Source organism: Bacillus sp. RC252, assembly GCF_044909215.1.
GTDB classification, from domain to species: domain Bacteria; phylum Bacillota; class Bacilli; order Bacillales; family Bacillaceae_G; genus Bacillus_A; species Bacillus_A mycoides.
In genome coordinates this window covers 68,044-91,071 of sequence record NZ_JBIYDV010000012.1, presented here as the reverse complement: position 1 = coordinate 91,071, position 23,028 = coordinate 68,044, and the positions used below count along the sequence as shown (strand labels likewise).

Here is a 23,028-nt window from a genome sequence, read left to right as displayed (position 1 = left end):
ATTCGTTTACGTTTAAATCATTGTATTCTTTATATAGAGGGTAACATGAATTGACGAAAACCTTTCTTTTTCACTAAAAGAACTTAGAAATTGACTTGCTAATTTAAATGATGATAATGTATATTGTTAGGCTAATTTGTAAACTATCTTCGATGCTTCTTCACGAAAATCAACTTTTTATTTATTTTTGAACTCATCAGGAGTCCAAGTAGCGATTTCATTTCCAGGTGCAGCAACTACAAGCCAATCCTCAAATTGGACCCCAGCTTGCCAGCATTCATAATAGTCATGAAAACCATTTACAAACATGATTTGCCCATTTTCAAATGTAATAATTAAATGCGGAGTTGCCTTACCTAATTGTATGTCTGTAACTTTTTTTCTTCTCATTTCAAATATTCTCTTATATTCTTCTTCCTCAGTATAATCGTCAAATTCATCCTCATTAGATGGATATTTTTCAGGTGGAGTATTAAATAAACACCATTTCGATTCAATGTTGACATGTAATTGTCCATCATAATCCACTGCAGCTTCAAAATCTGTAAAAAGAATCTTTATAGTTGCTGAAGAAATACCAAATTGAACCCCATCAACTTTCGCTCCTATAAAGAGTTGTTTTAATACCTTTTCAGCATAAATTTTGTCTTCTTTGTTCATTATACGAATCCTCCTTTCTGTAAAATATATATTATATTTTTATTGTAATAAATAAATTTTTGTGTAAAATGAACCTTTTGTGTGAAACGGACGAATATAGTGTGAAAGATCATGAGAGGGGAACGTAATTTTGGATGAAGTAGAATTTAAAGAATGGCTATATAAAATGGAGTCCGGAGACCAAGAAGCCTTTCAAGTTATTTATGAATACACCTGTAAAGATATTTATAGAACAGTAGTATTTTTATTAGGGAATCAACACCAAGATGTAGACGATATAGTTAATGAAGTGTACATCAAAATGTGGAAGTCAGTAACGAATTATGATATGAACCGTTCATTTCGTTTTTGGTTACATGGTATCGTTGTAAAACAAGTGCAAGATTGGCGTCGTAAATCGTGGCGGCGATTTCGAATCTTTGAAAAGAAGAAAATGTATGAGCAAGACAGGTCTTATATAATGGATGAGGGCATTTTACATAAAGAAACACGTAATGAATTAGCAGAAGTTGTACAAAAATTATCGTATAAGCATCGTGAAGTCGTTATTATGCGTTATTTCCATGAATATAGCTTAGATGAAATTGCAGTGCTTCTTCAAATCCCTGTTGGCACAGTGAAATCTCGATTACATACAGCGTTAAAACGATTAAGGACAGAAATGGAGCATATGCCAGACATAAGGGAGGGAGAAGTAAATGGATTTTGAAAAATATATAACGAATGAATTGAAAAGAAAAGCGGGATCAATCGAACCAACTGCTAATCTAGAAAATAAAGTACAAACTTCTTTTCATAAATATCAACAAATGAAAAATAAAGGAAAAACTTCTATGAAGAAAAAGTTATTATTTGGCTTTATAGCTGCGGCTGTTCTTATACCAACCGGTACTTTTGCGGGTACAACATTAATGGATAAAATTGTTGGGACACCAGAAGAAGCAAGGCAAGATATGGGAATGACTGAGGATGGTTATAATGGGGTAATGGAACGTATAGAAATTGCTAAAAGTATATTTACAGAAGAGGACTTTGAAAAGTATGTTGCTTTATTACAGGAATCGTACCATTTTTATAAGAAAGTAAGTGTCGTAGAGAATGGAAAAAGACAATATACAGCTACCGATCGTCTAAATGCTGATGAAGAAAAAAGAGATAAAGAGGTAATGGAACAATTAAATACATATGAAGATAGAATAAATCAGCATTTTACCTATACTTTTGAACAAGCTGAAAAAATAACTGGTTTTCCGATTAAGCATCCTACATATATTCCAGTTGGACATCAACTAGTATTTGAAGAGGTAAAAGCCGAAGCGACATTAGGAAAACCTATGCCGCTTATTACGATGAGATATGAAAATCGTAATGTAAAAAAACAGCCACATACTTCAGATGCAGAATTAGGTTTTACAATTCATCTTTTTGAAATCATTGAGGGAGAATATAAAGATTATTTTATTGACAGGCCATTTGATAAACCCTCTGAAAGAGGACCTAATTTTTCTGGAGATATAAAGAAATATAAACTAAATGGGTATGATGTTACATTTGGAGAGTATAAAGTGTCACATGTACGGGCTATGAAAATGGTTGTACCTGCAAAAGAAGGGGAAAATGCATATCAAGTGTATATAAACGATAGTATGTTATCTAAAAAAGAACTGGAGAAAATTTTACTTTCGGTTGTTGAATAGATAATGAAATTTCAGAAAAATGAAAGTAACTAGTTACTTTCATTTTTCTTTTTATGATAATATGTTAGTAATCACTTACTTACATATTGGATGGAGGAATAAAAATGGGGAAATTAACAGCGCGAGAGAAAGTTATGGAGGCTGCTACTTTATTATTCGGTGAGAAGGGGTATACAGCGACAACAATTCGTGAAGTGGCAGAAAAAGCTGGGGTAAGCGAATTAACGATATTCCGTAATTTTAAAAATAAGGAGAACCTATTTAGAGAAAGTATTATTTTACGCACGACACCAGTGGCTTTGTTAGAGGAAATAGAAGAGCAATTTACTGGCGATTTACAAAAGGACCTTACGAAAGTGGCAGAAACATATATTCAAATCAATTTGCCGAAGCTAAATTATATTTGGGCTGCGTTAATAGAATCAAGACAAAATAGTGAAATGAAAACGTTACTGCATGAGTTGAATTCACATTTAGTAGATCATTTAGAAACCTATTTAAAACAACTTGGAGAGAAGGGGCATATTGCTTCATGTAACTATCGTTTAATAGCGAATATGTTTTATGGACAACTGTTTTTATACATTATGAATGTTAGTATAGCGGAAGAAGAAATTCAGTTAGAAGAGTATATAGGGACATGTGTAAATTTATTTATGAATGGGATTTTAAATAAAGAAAACGAATAGGGGTAGGGGAATTGAGGAATACATTTGCATTAATTGCAGGGTTTTTTATGGCAATTTTAGATTCAAACATTGTGAATATCGCATTACCAGAAATGACAAAGACATTTCATACGTCAATTGACACCATTTCTTGGATTACTAATAGTTATAACGTTGCCTTTGTATCGTGTTTATTAATTGCAGCACGTCTTGCGGACCAGTTTGGTCGCAAGAAGCTGTATATTATCGGTTTATTAGGGTTTTCTATTAGTTCACTAATGTGTGGTATTGCCACTTCTTTTCATACATTAATAGCCTTTAGGATAATACAAGGAATCTCAGCAGCGGTTATCGTACCAGTTGCTATGCCTCTTGGTCTAAAGTTAGTACCGAAAGAGAAACAAGGTATGATAGGCGGTATTATGGGGGCTTTCGGAGGGTTAGCAGCGGCAATTGGGCCTTCACTAGGTGGTGTTTTAACTGATAAATTGAATTGGAGCTGGGTGTTTTTTATAAATGTCCCAGTAGGTATATTATCTTTAATCTTCGTGATTCTTTGTATTAAAGAATCGTATGATCATACTGCAAGTTCTAAAATAGATTGGGCGGGTATGATTACTTCTGCATCTGCACTATGCTTACTTGTATATGCACTTATACAAGTAAATACAAATCAATTAAGCACGTTAAGCTTAATTCTTCTTTTTATGCTCTCATTAATAAGTTTTATATTATTTTTCATTATCGAAAAGAAAAGTAATAATCCGATGTTACCTTTAAAGTTGTTTTCATATAAAGAGTTTTCAATTTCAAATCTTTCCTTATTTTTCGTTGGTATGGGATTAATGAACTTTCTATTTATACTTGCTTTTTATTTCGTTCAAGTAGAAGGTATGTCTGAGCTACAGTCAGGCTTAATTATTAGTACTTTAGCAATTGTTTCAATGATTGTTACAGGGTTAGTAACACCAATTGCGGCGAAACGAGGTAGTTTATTAATAGGTAGTATAGGGATGATTGCTTTTATTATAGCCTCGTATTTATTTAGTCATATAGATTCAAACTTTACTACATGGGATTATATATGGCGATTAGTGATCGTTGGAATTGGAACAGGGTGCACATTAGCACCATATACAACAACTGCGGTTTTAAGTGTGCCGGCGGAGAAAACAGGTGTTGCTTCAAGCGTATGTAATATCTCTAGAACGGTCGGAAGTATTGTAGGGGTAGCAATACTGGTCATGTTTTTGAATCATCAATTGTTAGTTGAAAAAGAAAAAGTAAATAAAGAAGTAATGACTGTGATTGAAAAAAGTAATGTAACAACTATAGAAAGAGAACAGGTGTTGCAAGCGATGAAAGGAATTGATAAAAAGAAATACAGCATATTAAAGTCTGAAGAGGCTAACAAGTTATACGAACAGATGAAGCAGCAACATAAACAAGGAATTGTATATAGTTTTAATAAAACATTTTTAATGGGTGCAGTTATTTTTACTTTAGCGCTCATTAGTAATGTAGTTAGTATGTATGTTAGTAGGAAAAAAGGTACAATTTCGTTAAAAGGTTAGTTTTTTTACATAATATTATTATGTAAACAAATTGACGAATGTACACCTAGTTAAATATTTTTACTTTTACTATGGTTACAAAAGTATGATGTCCGCAGGAGGGATTATATAAGTAAACACAAAAAAATCATAGAGACTTCAGACAGTATTAGGGAAGAATCATCCAACACAAACATATAAAAAGCTCTAGAAGCATTTTTTCCGGATGGAGTAGATTTGTTTTATAAAAAGGCAATACGACCGCTAGTATTGCCTTTTTATTTTCTTTTGGTTGAAATTTGTACTAACGATTATGAAATCATGTCACCTATTTTAAGGTTCAGATAAAATATATATTAATGTACGCTCGGGTTCACGTCTTTTTTCGTCTTGGTCAAATAAATAACTAAGCTCAAGATTATTGCGAGGAAAATTACGCTAGTTCCCACGGTACCGAGACCAAGACCACCGGAATTGTGAGGCTGTGATAAATAATCTCCAAAAGAGGCGCCGAAAGGACGAGTTAAAATATAAGCGATCCAAAAGGCCAACACTGCATTTAATTTGAAGCGGTAGTAAGCGATGGATACAGCCCCAATTAATGCGGCAAATATGAGCGCTGAAATCAAGTAACCTAAGTTGAGACTTTCTGCTACGAGATCACCAGCTGCAGTACCTAATGCGAAGGTGAATAGGATAGCCAACCAGTAGAATACTTCACGTTTTGTTGTGTAAATAGAGTGAATGGACAGTGTCTTCTCACTCACATACCAAGTAGCAAAAGTTGCCAGTAGCAAAAGGGTGAAAACGATGGTTGTAGTCTCTAAAGCGATCCCGAAGTTGTCCGTAAGATTGTCGGTGACCAGCGTGCCAACAACGCTAATTAGCAAAACAGTGAGCCAGTAAACCGAGGGAACATACTTCTTCAACCTGAACTGGAAGAACAGTGTTATAAACAAGAGAGCACTCATAACAAAGGTCGTTTTAGTCAAGCCGAAGTTCAAGTTTGTATTTAAGAAGTCCGCGCCTGTTTCGCCCACTGTAGTTGCCATGATTTTGATAATCCAGAAGAAAATCGTGACTTCTGGAACTTTGCTCAGCATCTGCCAACCTCGTGATGAAACAGAAGTGACTTCATCAGGAAGAGGGATATTATTTCTATTCTTATTTTGGTCCGTCTCATAATTTTTCATATATGATTCCTCCTTACTAGTTATTTATGTATAAACTGAGTGTAACTAATAAGAATGAGATTCAGATGAAATTAGGATGAAAAGAACATTAAAAAAAGATGAAAAAAGAAATGAAATACATCCAGCATAGAAAAAGAACGATTCTTCCCATAATTTTTATGGAAAGAATCGTTCCTTTTTTGCTAGAAATATAAACTATAAATGTCAGTATCGACTATTAAAAGGGCGGAATACTTTGCGGGAAGTTGAAAACATTTTTCGGGTCATATTTAGCCTTTACTTCCATTAACCGATCAAAGTTACAGCTATAGTAAGCATCTGGCCAATCTTTAATGGAAAGGTCAGGTGTATTAACGTAAACGCCTTTTGTGTATGGTAACATTGCTAATCGGAAATCTTCGGTCCATCGAATGCTTGCGGCAGCACCTTCTTCTTGATCCCAAGTGGAGAATATTGACATGTTCGAAAGTGCTTTTCGGTAAAAATAAGCTGTAGCTTCGTTCGATATTTCAGCTACGGCTCCGCCTAATCCATGGAAAAATAGAGAGGTTGTTGCATGCTGCGGTGAATTGTTTATAAAGTGCTCGATGATCGTGAGTGCTTCTTCAGGCAATAGTGCATACAAATATGGACCTACACTTTTAAATGGTAAAGGCGCTATAGGCTGTGTTGCAGCAATTCGTGTTGCAGCTTCTACCCAAGGTATTTCATTTATAGTTACTGTTAATGGTAAACCAGTTTGTAATAATGGCTGTAGAAGTGCTTGCAATTGTTGGACTGAACCTAGGAATACTCCTTGCATCAATAACGATGGTTCTACCCCTGAAGACATGAAGAGGGTGCTTGTAAATCGCTTATCAGCGCAAGGGAGGGTATATTCTTGCCATGACTTTAGTACAGGTTTTAAATCTTTTAAGCCCCAACTAATTTCTGCAAATCCCACTGTATTAATTTTATGTGTTCGAAACTTGAAGGAAGTACATATTCCAAAGTTACCACCACCTGCACCTCGATATGCCCAGTAGAGATCAGAATTATGACTAGCGTTGGCTCGTATAATACAACCGTTGGCGTCAACCATTTCTAGCTCAATTAAATGATCAAGAGTTAATCCCCATGGACGGGAGAGTATACTATGTCCACCGCCTAATGTCACACCTTCAATACCAGGAGTGGGACAAACTCCGCTTGGCACAACTAATCCTTCAGCCGCGAGCGTTTCAGTTAAAGAAAGGTTTCTCCATCCAGTTCCGATCGTAATAGTCCCACCATTATGATCTATTTCTAATTGCTTCATTTCACTTACATCAATTACAATTCCAGCATTGTTAACGGATAACCCTTCGTAATTATGACGACCAGAGCGCATGCGCATAGGTACGTTATGCTGTCTCGACCAGCGAACTGCATTTACTACATCCTGTGTATTTTGAGCAAAGACAATGATTAATGGGAATTTGTTGAAAAATGTGTTGAATTCCTCTCGAGCGGAATTATATTCTGGATTTCCGGGGGTTACGATACGTCCTGTAAGTTCAATATTTTGATTACTCATTTAAGTCTTCTCTCCTTGTCACAAAATAAATTATCTAAAATGTTATTCGTCAGTTGTAAAATCAAATAGAAAAATAGAACTGACTATACGTTATAAGTAGATGAATGAGTGAGGGGGATTATTCCTAGAATGGGATTTTCGGGCCTATCGGGGAATCGAGATAATGAATAAAAGGCAACACTACATGTATCTCAAATGCAGCATTGCCTTAATAAAGTTAAATATATATACTTAAAATTTCCCCAGGTAATCCATCAATCTCACAAACTATATCTGATGTAAAACCAGCGTTTAATAAAATTTTTCGAGAGGGGATATTGTTTGGATCGATAATTGCCTTTAGTACGTTTACATCTGTCTGCTTCGCTATTTCAATTAATTCTCTTGCAATATAACTACCATATCTTTTTCCCCAGTGCTCTGGCAAAATCATATACCCAATTTCAGCTTCTTTTATATTATCTTCATTCACTGTTACATGTCCAAGGCCGATAAATTCATTTGTTGCACTGTCATAAACTTTATAAGACCCAAACAGTTTATGCTTTTCATTGCGCCTTAACAATTTTTCATAGTCGTTTTGTGCCTCTTCTAGCGGAATAGCACGCTCTGTAATTTGTGCCATCACTCTTTCATTTGATACGAGCTGGAAATATGGACTAAAATCTGTTGCTTCAAATTTTTTGAAATGCAGTTTATGCATAGGGTTCCTCCAAACGAATTTTTATTTGTTCTTCAGAAAAGATAAACGATAGTTAAATAGTGATCTCTATTTGATTGCCTTCCGGATCACTAATTACACTTTCGTAATAGCCATCTCCAGTGAAACGTGGTCCATTTAATAAAGGAGAACCAGCTTCTTTTAACGTTTTTGTTAGTTCATTTACACGTTCTTCACTTCCAACTGAGAATGCCATATGTGCATAACCAGTAATATTAAGGTTAGGCTCATTTTCTATACCTTTTTTACGCATAAGTTCAAGCCTTGCTCCAGATTCGAACGCAATAAAATAAGATTCAAATTGCTTTGCTTCGTTATGATATAAAGAGTTTGCTTTACCATTAAAGTACTTTGTATAGAAAGTACGCATTAATTCTAAATCATTTACCCAAATTGCTATATGTTCGATTTTCATTCGTTTCACCAATCCTATCTTTATGTAAATTTGAAAATATGCACTCTGTAATAATTAGCGAAATTCAACAACACTAATTAGATGTTCACTTTATTAAATTTGCATGCATATTGCAAGAAATAAGAATGGACGTTAGGAAAAAGCGGATTGTAATGAAAAAATTTTATTAATGGTATTAGATGATTTTTAAGTCATAACATGCATACAATGTCTAATTAAGTGAATTACGTACGTCAAAATTTCAAATAAGGAGGGACATTTGTGGGGCAATTTGAACAAATGGTGATTGTCGGTATTTCCATGTCTTTTATACTGTCTATTATGATATTAGGGTCTACATATTATAATCCTCGCCTTTGGTTAAATGATTATCCGAAAGATATTCAAAAAGTAGTTTTGCCAAAATCGATAAATGAGAAAAAACAAACATTTTATTTCGGAATTATTTACAATATTATTCTCTTCGGAACGCCTTTAGTTTCTACATATATACTACATCACCACGGGGAATTATTGTATATTGAAGCCTATTTACATACTTTTGGGATTGTAATGATTTTCAATTTAGTAGATTTATTAATAATCGATTGGCTTATATTTTGCTGGATTACTCCAAGATTTGTTGTTATTCCTAGTACTGAGGGAATGAAAGGATATAAAGACTATAAGTTTCACTTAAGAGGTGCAATAGCTGGAACGCCATTTTTAGCAATTGTAAGTTTATTCTTGGCAGGAATTGCGACAACTATCTAGTGTGAAGTAGAAGGTCATGAAGAGTTTATAGAAGATAAATAGATTTATAATGTATAGAATTAGAAATGAAAATTTGATAATATTGGAGTAGGAAGTTTTAAAAACAGTATATTAAGTGGTATTAATATACTGTTACAAATGTTTTGATACTCTGTGGAATTCCCTAATTTAATGGAAGGATTTCATAGAATTCAAAAAAATGTAATGGAGGCTATTATGAAAAAAATAATTGGCGCAGCAACAGCAACGTTTTTTGGATTGGGGGCATTTACTACAACTGTTACCGCAGAAACGATCGTAACAGCAGATGTACTCAATGTACGTGAAAAACCGACTACAGAATCAAAAGTTGTCGAAAAAGTAAAAAATGGGCAAGAGTTAAAAGTCATAAATACCGAAGATGGGTGGTCAAAAATTGAGTTAAATGGTAAAGAAGTATTTGTAAGTTCGGAGTTTACAAAAGATATTTACCATGTAACAGCAAATTTGTTAAATGTACGTACTGAAGCAAACACAGAATCAGAAATTCTTGGCAGACTGAAACAAGATGATGTAATTGAATCAACACATCAAGTAAAAGATGGCTGGCTGCAATTTGAGTATAAAGGAAAAACAGCTTATGCAAATGTTTCTTTCCTATCAAGTACAGCACCAATTGAAAAGAAAGCTGAAGAGAAAACGAAGCGAGTAGCGAAAGTACAAAAAGCAGTTAAAGCAAAGGAAGAAGTAAAAACGCAGAAAGAAGCAAAAGTACAAGAAATAGCAAAAGCGAAAGAAACAACAAAAGAGCAGAAAGAAACGAAAGTAGAAGAAATAGTAAAGCCTAAAGAAGAAGCGAAAGTAACAGAGAGAGTAAAAGTTAAGGAAGAAACGAAAGCAGAAGAAATAGTAAAGCCTAAAGAAGAAGCGAAAGTAACAGAGAGAGTAAAAGTTAAGGAAGAAACGAAAGCAGAAGAAATAGTAAAGCCTAAAGAAGAAGCAAAAGTACAGGAAATAGAAAAAGTAAAAGAAGAAGCGAAAGCGCAAGAAATAGCAAGGGCAAAGGAAGAAGCAAAAGTACGAGAAATGGAAAAAGCAAAGGAAGAAGCAAGAGCGCAAGAAATAGCAAAAGCTAAGGAAGAAGCAAAAGCACGAGAAATGGAAAAAGAAAAGGAAGAAACAAAAGCACAAGAAATAGCAAAGGCTAAGGAAGAAGCAAAAGCACGAGAAATAGAAAAAGCAAAAGAAGAAGCAAAAGCAAAAGCGCAGGAAATAGCAAAGGCTAAGGAAGAAGCGCAAGCACGAGAAATAGAAAAAGCGAAAGAAGAAGCGAAAGCAAAAGAAGCAACAAAGACACAAGAAGTATCTAAAAATAACACACAGTCTGCTAAACGTGAATTAACGGTAGTAGCGACAGCATATACTGCTGATCCAAGTGAAAATGGTACATATGGTGGACGCGTTTTAACTGCGATGGGTCATGATTTAACGGCAAATCCTAATATGAGAATTATTGCAGTAGATCCGAAGGTAATCCCATTAGGATCTAAAGTATGGGTAGAAGGTTATGGAGAAGCTATTGCTGGTGATACTGGTAGTGCTATTAAAGGAAATCGTATTGATGTTTTAATGGGTTCAAAAAGTAAAGCTATGAACTGGGGAAGACAAACTGTTAAAGTAAAAGTTTTATAATAATGGTTATCCAAATAGAAGTCAGTTCTCTTTATTGAGACTGGCTTTTATTTTTAACGAATATGAAAAATGAAGATATACCTACTGATGAAGATAGTTACTGGGAAGCTTTTGACTTATTCGGTTCGGAATATATATGTAGATTGTTAGGAGCGCCTTTATATGGTGATGTTCCAGAAGATTTAGGATGTCCAACTTGTTCGAAAGAGATGAAATATGTTGCTACAATTACACAAGATCTTGAAGAACGGGAACTTATTTCAGTAGTTGATTTCCAGTTTGGGGAAATGAATATATATTATTATGTATGTAAAGATTGTTCCGTTATGAAAACTGAAATTCAAGGAACATAAAAGAATAAGACTGACATAAAAAGTCAGTCTTATTTTTGATGTGTCACATCATTAAGAATCGCATGAAAGATGTCTTTTTGTATGAAATCATCTGTAAAAATAGTTTCTTTATCAACTTCAATTGTATCGTGAGGGTTATACCATTTACTTAATAAATCCTCACCAAACTCATGTCGTTTTTCTCTTGTATTATGTCGTCTAATGGTTTCCTCTAGTGATAAATCGAAGTAATATGTATGTGCGTCGTCAAAATAATGTATTAATTCTTTTAACATATCTCCATATCTACCGCTGTTTAGAATACCTTCTAAAATAACAAATTCACATTTTCCTTTTCCGTACTTCGTAATTTCAAATAGTAAATCATGAGATAAGTTACCCATTGTATCGTGAACTTTTAGCATATCTCTGCGCACAACGTCTTGTGAGACTAGAAGTGTTCCTTGCCCGAAATGCTCTTGCAGTTCTTTTGCGATAGTTGTCTTGCCGCTTGCGGAGTTTCCTCGAAGAATAATTAATGTTGATTTCAAAGTATCATCTCCAAATTGTTTTAGTTTTTTAGGTCCTGTTACAAAAGAACTTCATTATGGGAAACATTCTTTTAGTTAGTTAAATAATAGTTTATGATACTCAGTATAGGTTGAACAGGATAATTTCTTATTGTGGGATTATGCAAGTAAAGCTGTTTGACAAATTTACTATCCGCATATAGAAAAGTTATTATAAGAGTAACTAATAAGGAGGTGACCTATGTTATTCCAAAAGGGACAATTATTAGTTAGATACGTAATAAAAAACGATGCATCTATCATTTCAAAATGGCTAACAAACCCAGAAGTCCTACAGTATTACGAAGGACGAGATAATCCGCAATCTGTAGAAAAGGTGCTTGCCCATTTTATACATAATCCAAACAGTAATGAAAAAAGATGCTTAGTAGAATTTGATGAAATGCCAATCGGTTACATTCAAATGTATCCAGTTGATTCTGAATGGAAAGCGTTATATGGATATGGAGAATCGCAGAATGTATGGGGAATGGACCAATTTATCGGTGAACCGATTTTTTGGGGAAAAGGAATTGGAACAAAACTTGTTCAAGCAGCAATTACATACATAATGGAGAACTTAGGAGCAGAAGCGATAGCGATGGATCCTAAAGTAAATAATGAACGTGCGATAAGCTGTTATGAAAAATGCGGGTTTAAAAAGGTGAAAGTACTAGAGAAACATGAACTGCATGAAGGGAAATTAGAAGATTGTTGGATGGTAGAATATAAACAATTATAATAAATATGCAGGGGCTTATAAAAATAAAGGGAGCTGTGTGAAATGAAAAAGGCATTACTAGTTATTGATGTGCAAGCGGGTATGTATACAGCAGGAATCCCAGTACATAATGGGGAAAAGTTTTTAGAAACGTTGCAAGAGCTCATTGGGGAATGTCGTTCAAATGGTATTCCGGTTATTTATGTCCAACATAATGGACCTAAGGATCATCCATTAGAAAAAGGGACAGATGGTTGGAAAGTACATGCGGCGATTGCACCGCGAGAAGGGGAGCTTGTCGTTGAAAAGACGACTCCAGACTCATTCCATAAGACAAACTTAAACGAAGTGTTACAAGGAAAAGGGATTGAGCATGTTATTATTTCAGGAATGCAAACAGAGTACTGTGTTGATACGACAACGCGAAGAGCGTTTAGTGAAGGGTATAAAGTAACATTAGTAAGTGATGCACATAGCACATTTGACACAGATGTATTACGCGCTGAAGATATTGTAAAACATCATAATGTTGTATTTGGATCATTTGCAGATGTTATTACGTTAAAAGATTTAAAAGTAAAAGCGTAATTACAGAAGTTGCTGTCTCTTAATGGGGCAGCTTTTTTATTTGAAGATAGGCTATCAAACGTTGTCGATAAATCGATATTTCTTGTCGAATCGTTGATATAATTAGAGTTACGATAGATATATTTCCAAAATCGTTAATATAATTTCATTCACCGTATTGATAGTACAAAAAACAAAAAGGAGCGCCACATCGTCAAAAATTCGACTGATGAGACAGCTACTTTTTTGCACCAGTAATTATGGCTTTATTTCTTCTTATCTTTATCCAACACATTCTGTTCTTCAGCAAACTCCGTGCCATATGCAAACCGGCGATTAATTCGAATGTTATCATTGCTGTGCCTTGTGTGGGAATTAGAAAAGCGATGGACGATTACTTCTGATAATGTAAAGACGATGGCAGAAAGGATACTGCCCCATGCAATTTGCATGTAGTTGTCTAATAAAATATTACCAAAAATCCAAACGCTTAAATACGTAAGTAAGAAATCCGTCATAATGGCAGCGGAATTGCCAATTCGATTTAAAATAATTTTATCAACAAACATATAAGAAACGATTGTGACGAAGAGACTAAAAGAAATGATTTGGACGAGCGTTGCTGGGAAAAATAGAGCTAGTCCGATACTAAAAGCGATGATGCATGATATAAATTTGATAAGTATTACAGTAATATCACTCAATATTTACACCTCCCATTTATACATAGTTTTACAATAAATTCAGGAGTTCATACATTGGAACGGTTTAATTTATATAAAACTTTATCATGCTGAAATTTTATCTAAATATTAAAAAAACAATTAAAAAATGTTATAGTGAAATGAGAGCGTATGACATTTTTAGGTAAGGGGGAATCCGGGATGTGGATAACTTCAGAAGTAGAAATTCCAGATGAGTTAATCGATCACCTTGAACAAGGTAAGTTAGTATTATTCGTTGGAGCAGGAGTTTCTATGAAGGGGAAATCAAACTTACCGAATTTCGATGATTTAGTTGATGAAATTTCGAAAGCTTTATATGTCGAAAGGCGTGAGATGACAGAACCCCACGATTATTATCTCGGTAAAATTGCGAAAACGAAAGATGTGCATCAAGTTGCAAGAGACCTCGTTAATATAGAAAAATCAAAACCAAATCCATTACACTATGCGATTCCAAAGCTGTTTCCGTTAGATACGGATGTTCGAATTATAACGACAAACTTTGATCAACATTTTACGTCTGTAATTACAGAAATGAATAGAGAGCTGAATATTTATTATGCACCTGCTTTACCGACAGGGAGAGCGTTTAAAGGGTTGGCTTACATACATGGGAATGTAGAACAAGAGAAAGAAGCTTTAATTTTAACGGATGGTGATTTTGGAAGGGCTTACTTAACAGAAGGATGGGCGAGACGATTTTTAGTTGATTTATTCTCAAATTACACTGTTTTATTCGTTGGGTATAGTCATAATGATCCTGTAATGAAATATTTAGCAACAGGCTTACCACCGAGTACAAGGCGTTATGCTTTCGTCGCACAAGGTGATAATACATATCATTGGGAGCATTTAGGGATAAGACCGATTGTGTATCCGAATAAAGCAAATAATCATCAGGCGCTTGTGAAAGCGGTGAAGCGGTGGGCGGAATTAATGGGGGATAATTATATTACGAAAAGAATGCGTATTCGTGATATTGTGACCGTTCCTCCATCAGTAGAGCAGGAGCAATTATCCTATATAAAACAGTCAATAAAAAAAATTGAAACCGTTCGGTACTTCGTTGAATTTGCTCGTGATTATGAATGGGTGGAATGGCTTGAAGCAGAAGGGAAACTAAGAAATTTATTTCTGCTTACAGCAAATTATGATGAAGTAGATGAATTGCTTGCGGAATGGTTGGTGGAGCAATTTCTATTTAGTCATCAAAAAGAACTATTTCAATTGATTTTTAAAAATCATTCTAAAATATCCCCGTTATGGTGGCGAACAATTTGTACTTACTTAAACGAAACGAAAGAAACGATGGACCCTTTGTTGTTTGCAAGATGGACATTGCTTTTATTAGAAACAGCAGAGAAAGATAGTAGCTCTATTGAAATGATCACATATTTATTGCAAAAATGTTCTTTCCCTGAGCATAAAGAAATTGGCTTGTTGCTATTAACGTTTATTTTAGACGGGAAACTTAAATTGAAGCGTGTAAGAAGATGGGGAAATGATACGCAAGAGTCGATTGAACTCGAGGAATCGAGTCGTATACCGATGCCTATTTTTTCTCATGTGGAGCGAATTTGGAAAGAGAAAATGAGACCACATATCGCTTACTACGCAAATCCGATTATGGTTACGGGGTTAGAAAAGATACAACTATTGTCATTAAGACAAAATGCACTGAAAAGAAGAGATAGAGAAATTTCAGAGCAGGAGTTACAGCAAAATGATTTTACATTTTTAATTCAAATTGTAAAAGAGTGTCTTACATATTTATGTGAAAACAATGAGAAAAAAGCAAATCATTATATTACAGAAATGATAGAAACTGATAGTGTACTTCAAAAGCGAATTGCAATTGAAGCAATGATTAATAATGTATTCGTTACAGCGGATGACAAACTGAAGTGGTTGTTACATGTGGATGTTCTGTTAGATTTCACATGTAAACATGAAGTGTTTCAACTTTTAAAGAATTATTACGCAGATGCTTTAGAGGAAACGAAAGAAGAAGTAATTCAACATGTATTAGAGTATCTTGCAGAAGAGAGGGCGTTTGATGCTTGTCTTGTATTAGACTTACTATTCACGTGTGATTCGAATAGTAAGTGTACGGCGGAAGGATACGAGCTAATGAAACAGAAACACCCCCATTTTTCTTCAGATCTATACAGTGTTCCAAAGAAAGAGGCAAATGAACAACGTATTACATGCAATGTAACAGCTGATGGATTACTGCAGCTGAAAGACGATGAAATAATGGAGCAAGTTCGGCAATTTTCAAGAGACGGTGTTTTTGAGCAACGCCATTTTTTAGAGATGTTATCAAAAGCGTGTAAATTGAATGTAGAGTGGAGTATTTCGTTTGCTTATCAACTAGTAGGCGTGCACGAAATTAGTAATGAAGTATGGTTTGTATGTATTAGAGAGTGGCGAAATAACCGGAATTTGGCGAATGAACAAATTCAAAAAATCATTCCGTTATTGCAGAAATTTATTAGAAATACTGCTTTTCATTGGTTAATTAGTAGTTTTCTATATGAAATTAGTAATCGATTAGAAGAGCTAGATGAAAATAGTATAAGGATTGTAAAACGCTTTGCTTTTTCTGTACTTCCACAAGTTATGAGAGGGGAATCGGATTTTAAGATTGGAAAACAAGAGTTTTACAATGAATCTATTCAGCATCCTGTTGGGAAGATGACTGCTGTATTACTAAAACTGCTAGCATATGATCATTTATACGATCGCAACGTGTATGAATATTTATTTTTATTTGAGGAGCAGGTAAGGGTTACTTCGGAAAGAACGAATTTCATGTTTGCGCGTTTAACAGCGGATATTACGTTTTTATACCATATTGAGAAGCAATGGTGTCGGAAAAATGTATTACCTTACTTAGATTTAAAGAAAGAAAGTGAGCTTACGAAATATGCGTGGGCGGGATTATGTTATACGCAAATTAATCTACCTTTGTTTACAGAAATAAGACGATATATTAAGTATGCAGTAGAACATTTAGATGCACTACATCCATATACGAGAGAAGCATTTTTAAAATGGCTTAGCTTTGTATTTATTAAATGCGTATTATATTGGGAGCAAAAAACAGATTGGTTATATCCACTTTTGATGCAAGAAAACGAAGAGAATAAAATTAAATTTATGCAGTATTTATGCTACTACGTAAAAACGTTAAGTGGTAAGGAACAACAAAAATTTTGGACAGCGTGGCTTAGTGTGTTTTTAAGAGAACGTCCGAAAATGGGCGTAATAACAACGAGAGAATATATGATGCTTTTACGTATTGTTTTATGCATGGATGAGGTTTTAGAAAAAGGATTAAATATTATTTCGAGTAAATTTCAAGGTGTGGAAGGACAATCTAATCAAGAAGAAATGAAACAGTTGTTTATAGAGATACTTGAAAAGAAAGAGCGTATGAAAGCGTATAAAGAATTGTATGCAAATGTGTTTTTTACTTTACTTCAGACGTGTCAAGAAGCCGATTTATTTGAAAGTGAGATTATACAAATAAAAGAACTATTAACCAGGTATGAAGTAGAAAGACATGTATTAAATTTAATAGAAAATGAAATAATTCGCATCGGAATCGTAACGGAGAATTTACAAGAGGAATCATAGGGCGGAAGTGGAATTTTTAAAAAATATATAAAAAGTTATTGACAGTGTTTTGAAAAGCGTTCTATAATACGAATCATACTTATTCAATTTCAAAAACATTTGAATAAACAAAGTGCAATGAAGAGATCACAGTAGTGGTTAGTCTTACTGTAACAGAGAGCTGGTGGTTGGTGTGAACCAGTACAGGGATAATCATGAATTACAGTCTTGGAGCATCTTTTTCATAGTAAAGATAGTATTTTCTTTATGAAGAAAAAGCGGTCAATTGATCGTTAACAGTGAAGAGAGGTAGACGGAAAGTTAGTCTACAACTAGGGTGGTACCGCGATAAATATCGTCCCTACTGATTTATTCAGTAGGGAATTTTTGTATTTTAGTGGTCCAACTTGAAAATAAAATAGTCACGCGTTGAAAGGAAAAGAAGTAGTTGTTGTTTCCCTGTAACAGAGAGCTGGTGGTTGGTGCGAACCAGTACAAAAACAAGAGCGAATTACAGTCCTGGAGCATCTTTTTCGTAGTAAAGATATGTATCTTTATGAAGGGAAAGACGGTCACATTGATCGTTAACAATGAAGAGAGGTAGACGAAAGAAGTCTACAACTAGGGTGGTACCGCGATAAATATCGTCCCTACTGATTGAATCAGTAGGGCTTTTTTGTACAAAAAAGTGGCTTATTAACTAGTAGTTAGTGTCTTTATGGTAATTATTAGTTTAAAATAAGAAGAGGTATCGATTCCACTTTAAATTTGTATAATTAACCAGTTCAGAAAATAGAGAATTTTTTATTCTCTTACTATACTTTTAAAACATTAGAGGAGGATTTCCAAATGGCAAATCACGAATTAGATCAATTACGTAAACAGGTAGATGAAATTAACTTACAACTATTACACCTATTAAACAAACGCGGTGAAATCGTTCAAAAAATTGGAGAGCAAAAACAAGTACAAGGTACGAAACGCTTTGATCCAGTACGTGAGCGTGAAGTACTTGATATGCTTGCAGAGCATAACGAAGGACCATTCGAAACGTCAACGATTCAACATATTTTCAAAACGATTTTCAAAGCTAGCTTAGAATTGCAAGAAGATGATAACCGTAAAGCATTACTAGTTTCACGTAAAAAGAAAAAAGAAAATACAATTGTTAATGTTAAAGGTGAATTGATTGGAAACGGAACACAAACGTTCATTATGGGACCTTGTGCGGTAGAAAGTTTAGAGCAAGTTCGCCAAGTAGGGCAAGCTATGAAAGACCAAGGCTTAAAATTAATGCGCGGTGGTGCTTTCAAACCGAGAACATCTCCATACGATTTCCAAGGTTTAGGAGTAGAAGGTTTACAAATTTTACGCCAAGTAGCAGATGAGTTCGACTTAGCGATTATTAGTGAAATTTTAAATCCGAACGATGTGGAAATGGCGCTAGACTACGTTGATGTAATTCAAGTTGGTGCACGTAACATGCAAAACTTTGATTTACTACGAGCTGTAGGTAAAGTTAACAAGCCAGTATTACTAAAACGTGGGTTAGCAGCAACAATTGATGAGTTCATTAATGCAGCGGAATACATTATTGCACAAGGTAATGACCAAATTATTCTTTGTGAGCGCGGTATTCGCACATACGAGAGAGCGACACGTAACACATTAGATATTTCAGCAGTACCGATTTTAAAGAAAGAAACACATTTACCAGTTATCGTCGACGTAACACATTCAACAGGACGTAGAGATTTATTATTACCAACAGCGAAAGCGGCACTTGCAATTGGAGCAGATGCAGTAATGGCGGAAGTACATCCAGACCCAGCAGTTGCGTTATCAGATTCTGCGCAACAAATGGATATTCCAGAATTCCATAGATTCATGGATGAGTTAAAAGGTTTCAAAAATAAATTATCTTAATTCCATATCATAAATGCGCTGAAGAGGAAACAGTAGTGCTTATCTCACTGTTAAAGAGAGCTGATGGCCGGTGTGAATCAGTACAAAGGTAAGCATGAATTACAGCCTTGGAGCATCTTTCCCGCCAACTTTTGGAGAGAAAGACGGTCAAACGATCGTTAAAGAAGAAGAGAGGTAGACGAAAGAAGTCTACAACTAGGGTGGTACCGCGATAAACATCGTCCCTACTGAGCGCTCAGTAGGGACTTTTTTGTACAAAAAAATAGTAAAGGGGCAAGAGAAATGAGATATATTACAGCTGGAGAATCACATGGGCCGCAGTTAACAGTTATTTTAGAAGGTGTACCAGCAGGTTTAACATTAACAGCGGAACATATTAATAAAGAATTATTAAGAAGACAAAAAGGGCATGGGCGCGGAAGACGCATGCAAATTGAAACAGATACAGTTGAAATTGCAAGTGGTGTACGTCACGGAATGACACTTGGTTCACCAATTACGTTAATCGTAAAAAATGATGATTTCAAACATTGGACGAAAGTAATGGGTGCTGAACCAATTTCGGAGCAAGAAAGTAAAGAAATGAAACGTACAATTACAAAACCACGTCCAGGACATGCGGATTTAAACGGAGCAATTAAATATGGCCATCGTGATATAAGAAACGTATTAGAGCGCTCATCTGCAAGAGAAACGACAGTTCGTGTAGCTGCTGGTGCAGTTGCGAAACAAATTTTGAAAGAATTAGGCGTGGAAATTGCAGGGCATGTTCTTGAAATTGGTGGGGTACAAGCGAAGCGTATTTCAAACTTACCAATTGAAGAAATTCAAACGATAACTGAAAACTCACCAGTTCGATGTTTAGATAAAGAAGTAGAACAAGAGATGATGAATGCGATTGATGATGCGAAAAGTAGCGGAGATTCTATAGGCGGTATTGTCGAAGTCATTGCAGAAGGAATGCCAATTGGAGTTGGTAGCTACGTTCATTACGACCGCAAATTAGATGCAAAACTTGCCGGTGCTATTATGAGCGTGAATGCATTTAAAGGTGCTGAGATCGGAATTGGTTTTGAAGCGGCAAGACAGCCAGGAAGTAAAGTGCACGATGAAATTTTATGGGATGAAGAAAAAGGATACACGAGAAATACGAATAATGCCGGCGGTTTAGAAGGCGGTATGACAACAGGTATGCCAATTGTCGTAAGAGGCGTAATGAAGCCAATTCCTACATTATATAAACCGTTAGCAAGCGTAGATATTGATACGAAAGAAGCGTTCCAAGCGAGTATTGAAAGATCTGATAGCTGTGCAGTACCAGCAGCAGGTGTTGTAGCTGAAGCTGTCGTTGCATGGGAACTTGCCGGTGCACTAGTCGAGCAATTCGGAAAAGATCGCATGGAATTACTAAAACAAAATATTTCGCAACATAACAAATACGCAAAAGAATTTTAATGAAAAGGTGGATTTAACATGCGAGTAAAAGATCAACTATCATCATTACAACCGTATAAACCAGGTAAATCACCAGAGCAAATGAAAGAAGTATACGGGAATCATTCATTTGTTAAGTTAGCATCAAATGAAAATCCATTTGGCTGTTCACCTCGTGTTTTAGGAGAATTACAAAAATCGTGGGAGGAACATGCTTTATATCCTGACGGAGGTGCTGAAGTACTCCGTCAAACTATTGCAGAGAAATTACAAGTTCAAATGGAACAAGTGCTTTGTGGTAGTGGTCTTGATGAAGTAATTCAAATTATAAGTCGTGCAGTACTATGTAAAGGAGATAATATTGTTACGGCTGGTGCAACATTCCCACAGTACCGTCATCATGCAATTATTGAAGGCTGTGAAGTGAAAGAAATTGCTTTAAAGAACGGTGTATATGATCTAGATGAAATTTCTTCAGCAGTTGATGAACATACAAAAATCGTATGGATTTGTAATCCGAACAACCCGACAGGCACATATGTGAATGAGCGAAAATTGACTCAATTCATTGAAAGCATTAGTGAAAATACGTTAATTGTCATTGATGAAGCGTACTATGAATACGTAACAGCAAAAGATTTCCCTGAGACATTACCGCTTTTAGAAAAACATAACAACATTCTTGTACTTAGAACGTTTTCTAAAGCGTACGGATTAGCTTCTTTCCGCGTTGGTTATGCGATTGGACAGGAAGAGTTAATCGAGAAATTAAATGTCGTACGTTTGCCATTTAACGTATCTTCATTAGCGCAAAAAGCAGCGACGATTGCTTTTAACGATGAAGCGTTTATTGAAGAAATAGTTCGTGTTAATACAGAAGGATTACAACAATACGAGAGTTTTTGTACGGAAAATGAAATTCCATTTTATCCGTCGCAAACGAACTTTATCTTCTTGCCGGTAGATGATGCTGGGGAAATTTATGAAGCTTGTGCGCATGCAGGGTTTATTATTCGTCCGTTCCCAAATGGTGTCCGTATTACAATCGGAACTAGGGAACAAAATGAAGGAGTGATTTCAGTGTTAAAACAACACTTTGAAAATAAAAAAGGTAAGTCTCGAGATGAGGCAAATGTGTAAAAAGGTAGTATTAATCGGTACTGGATTAATAGGAGGCTCTCTTGCATTAGCGATTAAAAAAGAGCACGATGTAACGATTATCGGTTATGACATATTTAAAGAGCAAGTAGAGCGCGCAAAAGAATTACATGTAGTTGATGAAGTAGCAGTAGATTTACAGCGTGCATGTGAGGAGGCAAATTTAATTGTATTTGCCTCTCCAGTTGAAGAAACGAAAAAGTTGTTACACAAACTTGCATCATTTCATTTACGAGAAGATGTCATTGTTACCGATGTAGGAAGTACGAAAGGGACAATCATGAATGAAGCGGAAGCTTTATTAACAAAGAAAGTTTCGTTTATCGGCGGTCATCCGATGGCAGGTTCTCACAAAACAGGAGTTGAAAGTGCAAAGGCACACCTTTTTGAAAACGCATTTTACATTTTAACGCCAATGAATCACGTGCAGGCGGATCAAGTAGACGAGCTAAAAGAATGGTTAAAAGGAACAGGCTCTCATTTTCTTGTATTAAATACAAAAGAACATGATTATATAACAGGAATAGTTAGTCATTTTCCGCATCTAATTGCAGCAGGATTAGTAAAACAAGTTGAGAAACATGCTGGTGATAATCCGCTTATTCATCAACTAGCGGCAGGCGGATTTAAAGATATAACACGTATTGCATCAAGTAGTCCGAAAATGTGGAGTGATATCGTAAAGCAAAATCGAGGGCATTTATTGGAACTATTAGAAGAATGGATTTCAGAAATGGAAGAGCTATATAAGACGGTTTCTAAAGGAGATGCAGGAGAAATACAAAGTTATTTTGCAGATGCGAAAGAATATCGTGACTCTTTACCAGTTCGAAAAAGAGGGGCGATTCCTGCCTATCACGACTTATACGTCGACGTTTTAGATAAAGTAGGGGCATTAGCCCATATCACAAGCATTCTAGCAGAAGAAGAAATTAGTATTACGAACTTGCAAATATTAGAAGCGCGAGAAGGATTGCTCGGGGTTTTACGAATTAGTTTCCAAAGAGAAGAGGATCGAACGCAGGCAAAAATTGCGCTCGGAAAAGAAGAATACCAAACGTATGAAACAATTTAATGAGGAGGGTGACA

20 protein-coding genes, 1 pseudogene and 3 other annotated features are annotated in these 23,028 nt (G+C 35.2%); of the genes and pseudogenes, 14 read left to right on the top strand and 7 right to left on the bottom strand.

What is annotated here, in order from left to right:
- Positions 1-177 precede the first annotated feature (177 nt).
- Positions 178-660: a hypothetical protein gene (locus ABH960_RS17830; protein WP_404447155.1), complete on the bottom strand. Its 483-nt coding sequence runs from the start codon at positions 658-660 to the stop codon at positions 178-180.
- A gap of 130 nt (positions 661-790) precedes the next feature.
- Here ABH960_RS17830 and ABH960_RS17825 point away from each other — a divergent pair, with 130 nt between their 5' ends.
- From ABH960_RS17825 to ABH960_RS17810, 4 genes are all read left to right on the top strand, one after another.
- Positions 791-1,369, top strand: coding sequence for a sigma-70 family RNA polymerase sigma factor (locus ABH960_RS17825; RefSeq protein WP_088039613.1), 579 nt, complete (start codon positions 791-793; stop codon positions 1,367-1,369).
- Positions 1,359-2,357, top strand: a complete 999-nt coding sequence (locus ABH960_RS17820) for a hypothetical protein (protein WP_088039612.1) — start codon at positions 1,359-1,361, stop codon at positions 2,355-2,357. The genes ABH960_RS17825 and ABH960_RS17820 overlap by 11 nt, the downstream gene beginning before the upstream one ends.
- A 104-nt stretch (positions 2,358-2,461) precedes the next feature.
- Complete coding sequence (locus tag ABH960_RS17815; RefSeq protein ID WP_088039611.1) at positions 2,462-3,046, top strand: TetR/AcrR family transcriptional regulator; 585 nt, start codon at positions 2,462-2,464, stop codon at positions 3,044-3,046.
- Between the two features lie 11 nt (positions 3,047-3,057).
- Positions 3,058-4,599: an MFS transporter gene (locus ABH960_RS17810; RefSeq protein WP_088039610.1), complete on the top strand. Its 1,542-nt coding sequence runs from the start codon at positions 3,058-3,060 to the stop codon at positions 4,597-4,599.
- Between the two features lie 335 nt (positions 4,600-4,934).
- Here the strand turns inward: ABH960_RS17810 and ABH960_RS17805 are convergent, their stop codons facing one another.
- The 4 genes from ABH960_RS17805 to ABH960_RS17790 form a co-directional block, all read right to left on the bottom strand.
- A complete protein-coding gene (locus tag ABH960_RS17805) occupies positions 4,935-5,771 on the bottom strand; it encodes a COG4705 family protein (protein ID WP_404447150.1) in 837 nt (278 codons plus the stop codon).
- 217 nt (positions 5,772-5,988) lie between these two features.
- Entirely contained in the window at positions 5,989-7,326 is a 1,338-nt protein-coding gene (locus tag ABH960_RS17800) for an FAD-binding oxidoreductase (protein ID WP_404447147.1), read from the bottom strand.
- A 217-nt stretch (positions 7,327-7,543) separates the two neighbouring features.
- Positions 7,544-8,029, bottom strand: coding sequence for a GNAT family N-acetyltransferase (locus tag ABH960_RS17795; RefSeq protein WP_404447144.1), 486 nt, complete (start codon positions 8,027-8,029; stop codon positions 7,544-7,546).
- 52 nt (positions 8,030-8,081) lie between these two features.
- On the bottom strand, positions 8,082-8,462 hold the full coding sequence (locus tag ABH960_RS17790) for a VOC family protein (RefSeq protein ID WP_404447141.1): 381 nt from the start codon (positions 8,460-8,462) through the stop codon (positions 8,082-8,084).
- A gap of 261 nt (positions 8,463-8,723) precedes the next feature.
- Between ABH960_RS17790 and ABH960_RS17785 the strand changes: the two genes are divergently transcribed.
- The 3 genes and pseudogenes from ABH960_RS17785 to ABH960_RS17775 form a co-directional block, all read left to right on the top strand.
- On the top strand, positions 8,724-9,215 hold the full coding sequence (locus ABH960_RS17785; protein WP_113937548.1) for a nitroreductase: 492 nt from the start codon (positions 8,724-8,726) through the stop codon (positions 9,213-9,215).
- A gap of 216 nt (positions 9,216-9,431) precedes the next feature.
- Entirely contained in the window at positions 9,432-10,886 is a 1,455-nt protein-coding gene (gene entB, locus ABH960_RS17780) for a cell wall-binding protein EntB (protein ID WP_404447137.1), read from the top strand.
- Between the two features lie 53 nt (positions 10,887-10,939).
- A pseudogene (locus tag ABH960_RS17775) lies at positions 10,940-11,239 on the top strand (hypothetical protein); the annotation flags it as partial.
- 29 nt (positions 11,240-11,268) lie between these two features.
- Here ABH960_RS17775 and ABH960_RS17770 read toward each other — a convergent pair.
- Positions 11,269-11,769 (bottom strand): kinase, encoded by a 501-nt coding sequence (locus tag ABH960_RS17770; RefSeq protein WP_002142252.1) that lies wholly within the window; start codon positions 11,767-11,769, stop codon positions 11,269-11,271.
- Positions 11,770-11,989: 220 nt separating this feature from the next.
- Here ABH960_RS17770 and ABH960_RS17765 point away from each other — a divergent pair, with 220 nt between their 5' ends.
- Positions 11,990-12,529: a GNAT family N-acetyltransferase gene (locus tag ABH960_RS17765; RefSeq protein WP_404447134.1), complete on the top strand. Its 540-nt coding sequence runs from the start codon at positions 11,990-11,992 to the stop codon at positions 12,527-12,529.
- Between the two features lie 42 nt (positions 12,530-12,571).
- On the top strand, positions 12,572-13,096 hold the full coding sequence (locus tag ABH960_RS17760; protein ID WP_002032801.1) for a cysteine hydrolase family protein: 525 nt from the start codon (positions 12,572-12,574) through the stop codon (positions 13,094-13,096).
- Between the two features lie 245 nt (positions 13,097-13,341).
- Here the strand turns inward: ABH960_RS17760 and ABH960_RS17755 are convergent, their stop codons facing one another.
- The gene (locus ABH960_RS17755) at positions 13,342-13,779 is read right to left on the bottom strand and encodes a YndM family protein (RefSeq protein ID WP_002032800.1); all 438 of its coding nucleotides are present in this window, start codon (positions 13,777-13,779) and stop codon (positions 13,342-13,344) included.
- Positions 13,780-13,929: 150 nt separating this feature from the next.
- On the opposite strand from ABH960_RS17755, the gene ABH960_RS17750 reads away from it, so the two are divergent.
- From ABH960_RS17750 to tyrA, 5 genes are all read left to right on the top strand, one after another.
- Positions 13,930-17,442 carry a DUF4020 domain-containing protein gene (locus tag ABH960_RS17750; protein WP_404447129.1) on the top strand — a complete coding sequence of 1,171 codons (3,513 nt, stop codon included), beginning with the start codon at positions 13,930-13,932 and terminating at the stop codon, positions 17,440-17,442.
- A 108-nt stretch (positions 17,443-17,550) separates the two neighbouring features.
- Positions 17,551-17,787 (top strand) — a binding site (T-box leader).
- A 54-nt stretch (positions 17,788-17,841) separates the two neighbouring features.
- Positions 17,842-18,076, top strand: a binding site (T-box leader).
- 194 nt (positions 18,077-18,270) lie between these two features.
- On the top strand, positions 18,271-19,347 hold the full coding sequence (locus ABH960_RS17745; protein ID WP_002189979.1) for a bifunctional 3-deoxy-7-phosphoheptulonate synthase/chorismate mutase: 1,077 nt from the start codon (positions 18,271-18,273) through the stop codon (positions 19,345-19,347).
- Between the two features lie 9 nt (positions 19,348-19,356).
- Positions 19,357-19,576: a binding site (T-box leader), on the top strand.
- A gap of 53 nt (positions 19,577-19,629) precedes the next feature.
- The gene (gene aroC, locus ABH960_RS17740) at positions 19,630-20,802 is read left to right on the top strand and encodes a chorismate synthase (RefSeq protein ID WP_002013434.1); all 1,173 of its coding nucleotides are present in this window, start codon (positions 19,630-19,632) and stop codon (positions 20,800-20,802) included.
- An 18-nt stretch (positions 20,803-20,820) separates the two neighbouring features.
- Positions 20,821-21,921, top strand: a complete 1,101-nt coding sequence (hisC, locus tag ABH960_RS17735) for a histidinol-phosphate transaminase (RefSeq protein WP_002189978.1) — start codon at positions 20,821-20,823, stop codon at positions 21,919-21,921.
- Positions 21,914-23,014 carry a prephenate dehydrogenase gene (gene tyrA, locus ABH960_RS17730; RefSeq protein WP_002084896.1) on the top strand — a complete coding sequence of 367 codons (1,101 nt, stop codon included), beginning with the start codon at positions 21,914-21,916 and terminating at the stop codon, positions 23,012-23,014. The genes hisC and tyrA overlap by 8 nt, the downstream gene beginning before the upstream one ends.
- The last annotated feature ends 14 nt before the right edge of the window (positions 23,015-23,028 follow it).